The organism is Nostoc sp. FACHB-888 (genome assembly GCF_014696655.1).
GTDB lineage: Bacteria > Cyanobacteriota > Cyanobacteriia > Cyanobacteriales > Nostocaceae > Nostoc.
On sequence record NZ_JACJQM010000020.1, the window covers coordinates 36289 to 48349 of the forward strand.

Annotated in this window: 7 protein-coding genes and 1 pseudogene; 3 read left to right on the forward strand and 5 right to left on the reverse strand. The window is 41.8% G+C overall.

Going from position 1 to position 12061, the window contains the following annotated elements; all coding sequences use genetic code 11:
* Positions 1–41: 41 nt before the first annotated feature.
* A complete protein-coding gene (locus H6G26_RS14945) occupies positions 42–3572 on the reverse strand; it encodes a response regulator (RefSeq protein WP_190730007.1) in 3531 nt (1176 codons plus the stop codon).
* Positions 3573–4620: 1048 nt separating this feature from the next.
* Here H6G26_RS14945 and H6G26_RS14950 point away from each other — a divergent pair.
* Complete coding sequence (locus H6G26_RS14950; protein WP_242053726.1) at positions 4621–5226, forward strand: GNAT family N-acetyltransferase; 606 nt, start codon at positions 4621–4623, stop codon at positions 5224–5226.
* A gap of 724 nt (positions 5227–5950) precedes the next feature.
* Complete coding sequence (locus tag H6G26_RS14955) at positions 5951–6505, forward strand: hypothetical protein (RefSeq protein WP_190730009.1); 555 nt, start codon at positions 5951–5953, stop codon at positions 6503–6505.
* Positions 6506–6513: 8 nt separating this feature from the next.
* Here the strand turns inward: H6G26_RS14955 and H6G26_RS14960 are convergent, their stop codons facing one another.
* The 3 genes from H6G26_RS14960 to gor all read right to left on the reverse strand — a co-directional run bounded on the left by H6G26_RS14960 (position 6514) and on the right by gor (position 9863).
* Complete coding sequence (locus H6G26_RS14960) at positions 6514–7659, reverse strand: histidinol-phosphate transaminase (RefSeq protein ID WP_190730060.1); 1146 nt, start codon at positions 7657–7659, stop codon at positions 6514–6516.
* A gap of 117 nt (positions 7660–7776) precedes the next feature.
* Complete coding sequence (locus H6G26_RS14965; RefSeq protein WP_190730061.1) at positions 7777–8418, reverse strand: YqiA/YcfP family alpha/beta fold hydrolase; 642 nt, start codon at positions 8416–8418, stop codon at positions 7777–7779.
* Between the two features lie 68 nt (positions 8419–8486).
* On the reverse strand, positions 8487–9863 hold the full coding sequence (gene gor / locus H6G26_RS14970) for a glutathione-disulfide reductase (protein ID WP_190730010.1): 1377 nt from the start codon (positions 9861–9863) through the stop codon (positions 8487–8489).
* A 178-nt stretch (positions 9864–10041) separates the two neighbouring features.
* Between gor and H6G26_RS41780 the strand changes: the two are divergent.
* Positions 10042–10180 (forward strand): annotated as a pseudogene (locus H6G26_RS41780) (ISAzo13 family transposase); the annotation flags it as partial.
* A gap of 426 nt (positions 10181–10606) precedes the next feature.
* Here H6G26_RS41780 and H6G26_RS14980 read toward each other — a convergent pair.
* Positions 10607–12001 carry a FecR family protein gene (locus tag H6G26_RS14980; RefSeq protein ID WP_190730011.1) on the reverse strand — a complete coding sequence of 465 codons (1395 nt, stop codon included), beginning with the start codon at positions 11999–12001 and terminating at the stop codon, positions 10607–10609.
* Positions 12002–12061: the final 60 nt, after the last annotated feature.

Consider the following 12061-nt stretch of genomic DNA (forward strand, 5'->3'; position numbering starts at 1 on the left):
CTCTTACTCATTGGTAATGCTTTAAAATACCAGTCTAAATTTTAGCGATTAACAATTAGCTCTGGTGTAACAGCGAAAGTCAAAACTGTTTCATCTACTCCTTTAAGTTCTAGCGGACTACCTTTAGTAATTTCTCCTTCTTGCAAATAATCTGCCACAGCAGCAGAAACTAGGATAGTACCGGGAACAGCAGCAGCTTGCAACCTTGCAGCAATATTCACACTTGGCCCAATGGCAGTATAATCGGCACGTTCAGCGCTACCAAACATCCCCACAACAGCAGTACCTTGGTGGATACCGCACCGGAACTGGACGCTAGTAAGTTTGTCCCCATCGAATACACCTTGGTTTTGCCAGCGCTGGTTCAAGTCAGCTAGTGAGCGGTGCATTGCTCTTGCTGTATTGATGGCACGACGTACTTGTTCATTGGGGGTTAGTTCTTCCGGCGCTCCGTATAAAGCTAAGATAGCATCTCCCATAAATTTATCTACAGTGCCGCCATTGGCAAATACAACCTTGGTCATGGCTTCTAAATATTCATTTAGCAATTCTGCTACTCGCCGCGATCTAAGAGTATTTGCTAACTGTGTAAAACCTACGATGTCACTAAACAAAACTGTAATTAAGCGTGGTTCTGGGCGCAAATCTAACGTTAAATCTCCGGTTGCGGCTTTTTGAACTAATACAGCCGGTAAAAAGCGCTTTAACACCGATTCTGTTAGATAAGTATTTAACTCCACGATTCGCCGTTCATTTTCTTTCAATGCTAAAAGATTCCGAACTTCCGCCAAGAGTTCCCGATCATTGAATGGTTTTGCTAAATAAGCATCTGCCCCATGTTCTGTACCTTCGATGCGGGTTTCTTCGTCAATTTTTGCAGTCAGCAGAATGATTGGTGTTCCTTTCAACTTCTCCTCATGGCGAATCATCTTAATCATCTCAAGTCCGCTCACTAAGGGCATCATTAAGTCAGTCACAATCAAGCTGGGTATAATTTCCTTAGCTACACTATGCCCTTCATAACCATTACGAGCTGTGCGTACATGATAGCCGTTGCGACGGAAAATTTCAGATACATAGGTTCGTAAATCCGGGTTGTCATCTACAACTAAAATTGAGTGCTGAGTTTTAAGCGCTGAGTTTTGAGTATCAATATTAGAGGAGAAATTTATTGTAATATCTTCAATATTGTCTATTGTTGAGTCTACCAGTTCTAAATCAGCCAATTCTACGCTAGCGCGGCTCGTATTCAGTTCAGTAGGTGTTTCTAGTAATTGCTGTGCGGGTAAATGAGTATTTCCAGGAACAAGCCATAAACTAAAGGTGGTGCCTTCGCCGTAAACTGATTCTACAGTGACTTGGCCACCATGTAATTCTACTAGTTCTTTAACTAAAGCTAAACCCAAACCACTGCCTTCATAAGATCGGTTTGCGGAACCTTCAGCTTGGCGGAAACGCTCAAATAGGTGGGGAATTTGTTCTTTAACAATGCCAATCCCAGTATCTTTTACCTGCAATATGCAACGATCATGTTCAGATTTTAGCCTGACACTGATCGTGCCACCTTCGGGAGTAAACTTCATGGCATTTGACAGGAGGTTGTAAACTACCTTGTCAAATTTCTCCATATCCAAGTACACCGTAGAACATTCATCTAACTGGGTGACAAGGTGCAGTCCTTTTTTCTCACAGTAGGGACGAAAAGACTCAACAATTTGGCTGACAAATTCGACTATATTGCAAGGGCGGAAACTAGGCTGCATTCTCCCCGCGTCTAGACGTTGTAGATCCAAGAGTTGATTTACCAATCGCAGTAAACGGCGGGAGTTACGCAGAGCGATCGCACTTTGGGAGTAAGATAATCCTTCACCAGCCGCCACCGCCGACTCTAAAGGCCCTTGAATCAAGGTGATGGGTGTGCGAAATTCATGGGAGATATTTTGGAAAAATTCGGTTTTTTGTTTGTCTAACTCTAGTAAGCGTTCAGCTTGTTGGCGAGTTTTTTGATACAGGTGTGACTGCTGCACTGCGATCGCTGCTTGAGCTGCTACTGCTTTCGCCAAATCAATATCAGATGACAACCATTGGCGTACTTTTTTACCTTCATGTAAAGTAATACTACCGATACATTTACCGTCAGCCAATAATGGCACAACCATTAGCGATCGCGTTGGCATTTTTAACGGCAAATCAAAACCCTGCACATTTGAGGGAGAATGGCTCACATTACTAATTACTACAGGTTCATGTGTCTGTAGCATTTGTTGGAGGATTGGATTCTCCTGTATAGATGCTTGAGAATAGGGTAATCTCGGTGACAAGAGGTGATTATTCTTACTAGAATTATTGTCTGGGTATGGCAATGCCTGGGTTAAGCTGTCCCTACGCAAATTTTCTGAATGTTGAAAACTGTCATACAAGCCTACACACTCGACAAACTCATCTTCCTCTGTCCACAAGGATAGGACGCAGCCATCAACTTGTAAGGCTTGTCCCAATTGCTGGGTGATCGCCGCAAAAATATCTTGGGGATCTAAGCTAGAGCGAATCGCGCTAGTAATTGTATTAATTAAGGCTTCTCGCTTGGCAAGGGCACGTACTTGTTCGTAAGCATAAGCTTGAGACAAAGCTAAAGCTGCCTGATCCGCCACCATCAACACTAGCTGCACCTCATCCTCCTCCCACAAGCGAGGCAGAGAACACTGATGCAGCGCCAGCACTGCCATCAGTTCTTGTTGGCAGATCAATGGCACCACTAAACTAGAGCAAATGTTAGCGGCAGTAAAAGCTGCCCCACGTTGGCGCAGTTCGGGAGTATTACCGTGAATGCGCTCATCATCGGTTACATCGTGAATCACCTGAACTTCACGGGTTTCCCACACAGTTTGAGCCAAAAGAGGCAGAGGGGTAGAGGGTGAGAGGGGCATAGCAGAAGAATTATTTGCCTGCACCTCTGCTTCTTCAGAAAGAGCCTTCTGATAAATGAATCCTTTATCCGCTAACTGTTCATCTTGGAAGGGACGCAACAGGCAAACATCCACTTCCAACATATGACCCACTGTATCCACAATTGCCTGCAAAATTTGGCGATAGTCTAAAGCACTGCGAATCGTATTTGTGACAGTATTCAGCAGCGATTCTTGCCGAAGTGTGCGGGTAAGTTCGCGGGTGCGAGCTTTGAGAACATTGTGAGTATCCAAAGCTTGGCGTACCACTGCTTTGAGTTCCTCAGTTTCCCACGGTTTAGTGACATATTTAAATACCTTACCAGCGTTGATAGCTTCCACCAGGTCTTCGACATCGGTGTAGCCAGTTAAAATAATCCTGATAATATCTGGATATTGAGTTGCTGTCAGGCTCAAAAATTCTGTACCGCTCATCATCGGCATCCGCTGATCGGAGATGATCACTGAGACTTCTCCCTCTTGAGCCAGCAGATCGAGTGCCGCAGGGCCAGAGTTAGCCCTTAGCACCTTATAGTCGCGATAGAAAGTGCGGTAAAGCAAGTCAAGGTTGTCTGGTTCATCATCGACAACCAAAATTTTAGGCTTACTGTTTGCTTGGGGTTTCATGCACCGCTTTCCTGCTGCAACGGCAGTCGGATAAAGAATAATCTGATCAGGTAAGAATTTTTCTGAGTCAGGTAAGAGCAGAGCATTTCGACCACTAAGGCTCTTTGGCTACATGACTGCTGAGTGTAGGAGCGTTTACTCACAGTAATTCGTCTCAATGGCTTATGCCTATTACCGTTTGCTTTGGTGCAGTGTAATTGCTTTCATTGTCAGTTTTAGGGTTACAGAGCCGATGCTTGCTTGCCAAATTTAACTTCACCTCCTGTAAGCAATGTCTGATAGTACATACAGCGCTCATAGCTAGCTGAAAAATCCAGATGAAGCTGCATATTAAGTTTTCCCTCCGCAACAGTTGTACTAACACTTGCAGGTAAATTTTATTTATGGTAGTCATGGTAGAGTCAGAAATATTAAAACAATAAGATTTAAAGCCAAAGTATACTATTAGACAAATACCTCTTTCTAATTTAGCAATCAGAACTATCATTAAGACAAGTGTAGAGTTAAGAAATTAGGGATTAGGAATCTTGCAGATTGTTCCCTAGCACTTATAGACCCTGTTACTATGACCTAGTATTACAGTCCTGTTACTGTAGCGGTAATTGCATAAACAAGTTCAGTACTGCAATCAAAGGTGGTTTGTAACTAGAGTTTCTTGGTAATGTACTTACTTAACAATTTTGTAGGTAATGCCTACGGACAGGTTATGCTATTTATTTACCCATTCACCTAAACCTGTAAGACTTTGCAGATGTTTTTCTGATAAAGATACTGATATCGTCGTTACCTAAACCAAGCGATACACCTGAACCTACTGAATTTAAGATTGTAGTTTGATGAAGCTGTCACTCCTAAGACCTTTTCAAAAATGCCGACTATAAAGCTCCAGAATAAAGTGTAAAACTTTGTATGCTCTACAAGGAAAAGCGAATTACCAATCTTAGGTCAGTTCAATCCCTAGGGCAAATGTAAATTTTTTCTTCAGTTTAAATGGTGTCTGAGAATATTTAAAAAATTTCCGTTGAATAAAATCAATACTAAACTAGCCTTGAAATATCGGTTTTTTCATTCATACCAGCAAAAGCCAATCGATCCAGCTTGCTGCCAATTTCAAATTCGTACAGCTACACCTGCTGATTTGATTGGTATTTCTCAAATTATTGCTGAAAGTTTTCACTCCCAACAAGGTATATGGGGATGGGCTTTTCCATTACTACGTTTGGGTATTTATGAAGACTTAAGGCATCGGATGGCATCACCTCCGTCACGTCATATTTGTTTAGTTGCCTTTGAAGCTACTAGTGGTACGGCTAATAACTTAGTGGGAAGTGTAGAACTGGGTGTACGTTACAGTGATTCCTGGAGCCAGGTTGGTATGGCTTTTCCTTACTTATCCAATTTAGCTGTTCACCCACAATACCGTAGACATGGTGTAGCTTCAGGTTTACTGACTAGCTGTGAAAAAGTTGCTCGTGAGTGGGGATTTCAAGATTTATATCTCCACGTTTTAGAAAATAACCATCAAGCAAGGCAACTTTACTTCAAGCTGGGATATCGGGTGCATAAAGTTGAATCTAATTGGAATAAATTTTTCCTAAGACGCTCAAGCCAAATGTTATTGCACAAGCATCTAAGTGCTGATTCCACTATTTGAGTTGTATTTTGGTATTTATATTTAATATTGTAATTACTTTAGAGACGATCTATGACCAATATGGACAACCAAAGTACAAACTAACCTAACAAAAACTCAGCTATAGCGGTTCCTGTGCGGGTAAGGTAACTTTTTCAAGCTGTTGATTTTGTTAGAAAATATTAGGCGTACCTTAATTGCTTAGGAAACACTATAATATAAGCTAAATGTACCCAAATAGTTATATAAATCTAAGTTCCGATAATTATCTTTAAAATATTTTTTTGGAACTTTTACGGATATTGTTATTTGGCATATTAATAAAACTATAACTCTCAAAAACTTATCTTAAATGGTTAAATATTATTAAATTCTGTATTTTTATATTTGTAATTAAGTAAAAAATCTTAGAGTATTTTATATATCTAAATAAATAAATTATAATGAAAATAGCTAGTAAAATTGTCATTAAAAAATTAGCGATAGCTCATAAGAACTTTTTAATTAAGATATTCATCTTTATAAAAACTTTAAGAAAACACTCTCGAAATTGGAAGACAAATCTAGCTATATCTCATAAAATATGATTACTCAATTACTAAACAATGCCTATTTATTACTATCTTAGTAAAATTGGCCAAATGATTCTTGATAATATAAAGAATTCAAAAACCTGATTTGACATAACAGCTAGTTCTGTTTTGAAGTGCATATTACTACCAAAATCGTTGAAAGTTTAAAAAACATGGATAGCGAACAGCATCGGCGCTATCAAACCTCTATGGTATCAACCTATTACCCTGAAACTACTTTCCTTGACTCTCTTGTCATGCCAGATGGAACTGAGCAATCGCAAGGCTCGGATATCCTTACACGTTTACACAGTGGAGAAGTTTTCATCGTTAATAGTCGTAGACGAAATGGATTAATCCTCTTTAAACGCTACCATGCAGAGTTTGCTGGGCCTGGGGCTGCTGTAGGTGGAGATTACGATTGTGATTGCCAAAGGGCACTGCCCATAGGTAATCTGTCTTTATTAACTCCCGAATCTAATGAAGAACGCCAGAAGGCTTACTTAATTAGGCGACAGTGGATTCGATTGATCAAACAAATTACAGAAAATCCTGTGGCTGGGCAGCGAGTTCAGAAAATTCTCGATCAATTTGAACAATACTTTCCACCACAAATAGTGGCTCTTTTGCCGGATGCTGCTTTTGCTCTTTTAGTAGGTGTGCTGCCACAAACAGTAGGAGTAGTACGCCGTTTGGGCAGTGAGATGGACAGTCGATTTAATTACTGAGTAAATTACTAAAATTCCAAATTTGCCAAAACAGCTTTTACTCGATTAATGGTGCGGGCGTTTTCCTCTATTGTTCCTACAGTAATTCGTAATCCTCCGCTAATGTGTCGCACAAGGGTGCCAAGTGTTCTAAGTTTCTGGTGGAAAGTTTTTAACGCAGCATCTTGTGAATCAAAGCTATTTGGTTTAAGACGCAGGTAAATAAAATTAGCAGTGCTTGCGGTAACTTGTAGTTCTGGTTGCTGAGATAAAATTTCGATGAGTTTGGCTCTTTCACTCAGGGTTTGGGGAATCGACTCCAGCAAGAGTGTGCGGTTTTGTAAAGCAACTAATGCTGCTGCTATGGAAAAGCTGGGGAGATTATAGGGTAAGCGAACTTTTTCTAAAATGGCGATCGCTTCGGGATGAGCTACGCAATAGCCAACACGGACAGATGCCAATCGAAAGGCTTTAGAAAAAGTGCGTAATATCACCCAATTGGGGCGTTGTGCTAATTCACCTACTAAGGTAGTTTGACTGAATTCAAAGTAAGCTTCATCAATTACTACCAAAATATGCTCACTCAAACTTCTTAACCATGCCAACTCTGCCGTAGTTAAGCTATTGCCAGTGGGAGAATTGGGATGCACTACGAAAACTACGCGAATGGGGGGATTTTGAGTTTGTTCGATCGCAGCCTGGGCGGCTTTTAAGTCAATTTCAAAATTTGTTTCATTTCTACCCACTGCGACTACAGAAATGCCCAAAGTTTGTGCCAAAATTCCGTACATAGAGAAAGTGGGATTGGCAATTAGAATTGAACCTTCTCCTCCTAGACAGGTGGCGATTAATAAAGAACGGATTAGTTCATCTGAACCATTTCCAACAGAAATATTGGCAGCAGTATTGGATAGTGAGATGGCAGATGATTCATTGACGTATTGGGCGATCGCATCTTTAAGTGTCTCATGTCCATCATCAGGATAACGATTTGTTTCAATTACTTGCTGATACGTCCACGCCAGCTTCTCTTTTAACTCAGGTGGTAAATCATAGGGGCTTTCATTTGTATCTAGCCGATCAAATTGCGCTGGGACAGATTCGGCTGTATCGCTGCTGGGGTGAGGTTTGTATGGGGTAAATTGGGTTAAATCTGACCGGATAAATGGAAGCATAATTTTAGTCATTAGTCATTGGTCATTAGTCATTGGTAATTGGTAATTGGTAATTGGTCATTACTAACTAAAAAAATGACTAAAAATATTAGTTATGTGATTTAATATTTTACAACTTCAAGGTAATTGGCAAAAGAGGCGAATTGCCTGCCAAATTTCTTCCATAACATTACCTAAACCGTGATCGCTATTAAGTTCGACTAACTCCACCCAAGGACGCGAATACCCAAAGTTACGGCTGGCTTCGATAGGAATAACTTCATCCTTTTTCCCATGCAAAATCAGAGTGGGGATAGGACGTTGCAAAAACTCCTCTTGGTATTGGGCAGCATCTGTAACGAAATTGTAACTTAAGGGAAGCTTTTGCTCCTTCCCATAGTGGTAGACCATGATATATTTTTCTTGCTGCCACCGTTGTACTTCTTCATCGCCTAGCTTGGGCAACCAATGGGATAAAAATCCAAAAGCTGGTGCTAACAGCACCAACTTTTGTACTTGTAAATTTTGCTGTCCCAAGTGGGCAGCGGTTAAGCCGCCTAAACTTGAGCCAATGAGTGTTACTGGCGTAGAATTATTACTGAATTCTGCGGTAACTTGAGTAATTTGACGAGTGATTGTCAACTGGGAAAAATCGCCAGCATTTAGATCGGGAATTTTTAGCTTTGTTTGAATTTGAGCAAAGCGATCGCCAATATCCCGCGCTTTGACAGAATTAGGACTGGAGGCGAAGCCGTGCAAGTAGATATACTGGGTGGGCATCAAAGTATTCTCGTTAAGGTCGTCATTTGTCAATTGTGATTTCAAAAGACAAATGACAAATGACCTAGTTATCGCATTGTGACAAATTCTTCGGCTGCGGAGGGATGGATACCAACAGTAGCATCAAAGTCTTTTTTAGTTGCGCCCATCTTCACAGCGATCGCTACACCTTGAATGATTTCAGCTGCGTTATCACCCACCATGTGAGCGCCCAGCACTTTGTCAGTGTTGCTATCAACCACCAACTTCATCATTGTCTTTTCTTGCTTACCAGTCAAACTATGGTACATGGGGCGAAAGCGAGTGCGAAAAATTTTGACCGCATCACCGAGTTTTTCCCGTGCTTCGGCTTCTGTCCAGCCTACTGTAGCGGCTTCTGGAGTAGAAAATATGGCTGTTGGAACAGTTTCGTGACTGAATTCGCGGCGGTTATTGCCGAATTCACTATCTGCAAAGGCTCGTCCCTCGCCAATGGCTACGGGAGTTAAATTGATTCGGTCAGTGACATCGCCAACGGCAAAGATATTCGATTGATTAGTTTGACTATATTCATTGACGGCGATCGCATTTGTGGTACTGTATCCTGGTCCTTCTATAGAACTATCAACAACATCAATCCCAGCGTTTTCTAAACCTAGTCCATCTACATTGGGAGTTCGACCAGTTGCTACTAAAAACACATCGGCAATAACTGGTTCTTGGTCTTCCCCTGATAAAGTCAGTTTAAAACCTTCCGACCCGCGTTCAATTGTTTTTACCACATTATTCTTAATCAGTCGAATTCCGTGGTTCGTCATCCCCTCTTCAATTTCTGTACGGATGTCCTCATCAAACCCCTTCAAAATCTTTTCACCTCTAGTAATTTGCGTCACCTCAGAACCCAAGCCACGCATGATACAAGCAAATTCTGTGCCAATATAACCAGCGCCAAGAATGACAATGTGTTTTGGTTGTTCTTTTAGATGAAAGATTTCGTTAGAGGTAATGCCATATTCCATCCCTGGTAAATCTGGTTTGATGGGACGCCCACCAACAGCAATTAAAATTTTATCTGCTGTAACTTTACGTCCATCCACTTCTATTGTATGCGGGTCTACCAATGCGGCGCGACCAGAAATTAGTTCTACTCCGGCTTTTTCTAAAAAGCTGATGTGTAGTTGCGACAGTCGCCGAACTTCCTTATCTATAGATGTAATGAAATGTTCCCAGTCCAACTCAGCATTACCCACTTTCCAGCCATAGCCTGCGGCATCACTAAAGAGTGCAGGGAAATGAGAGGCGTAGACCATGAATTTTTTAGGCACACAACCGCGAATTACACAAGTACCGCCAACTAAATCATTTTCTGCGATCGCTACTTTTGCCCCATAGCTAGCCGCCCGTTTGGAAGCCGCCAAACCTCCAGAACCGGCACCAATTACAAACAGGTCGTAATCAAAAGTCATAAATTTATGTTCTCTCTAGCAATAAGTTAGTTCCTGGGAACTTACACACAGAATGTCATTGAACTCTATACAAGGATATCCGGTGAAGCCTGTGTAAGTCCTATCCTTGATTTAATCTAGCGTTAGCCGATGTTCTCTAGTCGTAGGGAATATCACTTTTTGCTGTGGTTGCTGTAGAGGCGGTAATAGCTCTCGACAATATTTGTTTAAACAGGATTTGCAAACTCTAGCCAATGAGTTGGGGATTGAAATTCGCATTGCCCACTATCCCCCCTACACCTCCAACCAAATACAACCCAATTGAGCATCGTCTATTTCCTCATGTTCCCCGTGCTAATCTAAGGCGTGATTTTCGATTCGGTCGAGATTGCCAAAAACGAAGACGCAAAAAGGTCTTATATCATGTCCGGTTAACTAGTTATGATTCCAACATCTGTGCAAAAACCGGAAAGTCCTTTTTCCCCCTGATCTCTGCGGCCTTCATGATAAGTCTTTAAGCGGACATGATATTACGGTGTTTGCCACTGTTTTGGAGAAGGCCTATAAAATGGGTCTTAAAATTACAGAGATTTAAAGCAAACGATGGAATTGTCTTTGATGATTATGTGCCGCGATGGAATTACACTGCCAAGCCAAAGATGTCATAATTTTGGATTTTATTTAATCCACATTCCTTACATAAAATTATGACAAAATGAACCACGTTCGGTGTTTGCAGAGCATTTTGTACCCCCATTAGCAGTTTATGTGCTTGGAGAGGCAGTTGGAGTTACAGGTGTTGGGTCAATCGGGGTTACGGGTGCTGGGTCAGTTGGGGTTACAGGTGCTGGGTCAGTTGGAGTTACAGGTGCTGGGTCAGTTGGAGTTACAGGTGCTGGGTCAGTTGGAGTTACAGGTGCTGGGTCAGTTGGGGTTACAGGTGCTGGGTCAGTTGGGGTTACAGGTGCTGGGTCAGTTGGGGTTACAGGTGCTGGGTCAGTTGGGGTTACAGGTGCTGGGTCAGTTGGAGTTACAGGTGCTGGGTCAGTTGGAGTTACAGGTGCTGGGTCAGTTGGGGTGACTGGTAATTTCTCTGTTGGGGTTACAGGTGCTGGGTCAGTTGGGGTGACTGGTAATTTCTCTGTTGGGGTTACAGGCGCTGGGTCAGTTGGGGTGACTGGTAATTTCTCTGTTGGGGTTACAGGTGCTGGGTCAGTTGGGGTGACTGGTAATTTCTCTGTTGGGGTTACAGGTGCTGGGTCAGTTGGGGTTACGGGTGTTGTCTTAGTTGAGGTGGCTGGTGATGTGTTATTTTGTGAATTTTTATTTGTCGGATTTTTCGTTGAGGAGTTTTGAGGTGTTGTTAGGGTTTCATTACTACTAGGCGAATTTGAAGGGCTAGGAGTTAGCTGCACAAAAGAGGGGTTTTCAATTACTCCTTCGCCTTTTATCGGTGGCTGTGCTTCTAAAGCCGCAGCAGTTTCGGCTTGAACACTGGTGATTGCAGGATCAGGTGTAGGCACAGGACTTTGTCTGTTCAAATCAAGTTCCCGAACCAATTGGCTCGTTTCATAAAAATTTCTCAGATCAAAATCATATAATCTTTGAAATTTTCCTTTAATTATAATTACCATTTGTCCTGCTTCCAGGACTTGAGTTTCAGAAGCTTCTTTATTAGAAACTTCAATACCACTATTTGTCAGTGCGCCCACAATCGTGGTGTCTGTTTTTTGGTCGTAGCGTACAAATAATGCTGAACCACGAATTGCTGCTGCTGCATTTGGTGTTTGTATGCGTGTTCGCCCTCTTCCTGGTGGGATGAGTAGCAACACAGTTCCATTTGACAGTTTAAAGTCACGAGTCTTCGGCAAAAATTGAAATAACGCCTGTTCTCCAACTCGTGCCAAAGAGCCATCATTGAAACGCAAATCTGCTAGGGAAGCTCGACCAGTTGACAACCCGTCTCCAGGAGCCATTGCATCTAATTTGCGTGCAGGACGTTTCTTCAGTTTATCTTTGGGTATTAGTTGTACCATGTTGCGGAGATCCTGAATCTCTGCTCGCGTTAGAGGAGTTATGGCACTTACTCGATTTGGCCAAGGCAGTACTATAACTCCCCATAAACCAATAACTAATACTGGAAACGATTTATAAAGCATATTTTGATTATTTCTGAGCTTTCACTAATATGAAAAAGATAGAATATTTAAGCTAATGTT

Coding starts and splice junctions, on each gene's coding strand:
- H6G26_RS14945 (WP_190730007.1), bottom strand. CDS start 3,572: ATGAAACCCCAAGCAAACAGTAAGCCTAAAATTTTGGTTGTCGATGAT.
- H6G26_RS14955 (WP_190730009.1), top strand. CDS start 5,951: ATGGATAGCGAACAGCATCGGCGCTATCAAACCTCTATGGTATCAACC.
- H6G26_RS14960 (WP_190730060.1), bottom strand. CDS start 7,659: ATGCTTCCATTTATCCGGTCAGATTTAACCCAATTTACCCCATACAAA.
- H6G26_RS14965 (WP_190730061.1), bottom strand. CDS start 8,418: ATGCCCACCCAGTATATCTACTTGCACGGCTTCGCCTCCAGTCCTAAT.
- gor (WP_190730010.1), bottom strand. CDS start 9,863: ATGACTTTTGATTACGACCTGTTTGTAATTGGTGCCGGTTCTGGAGGT.
- H6G26_RS14980 (WP_190730011.1), bottom strand. CDS start 12,001: ATGCTTTATAAATCGTTTCCAGTATTAGTTATTGGTTTATGGGGAGTT.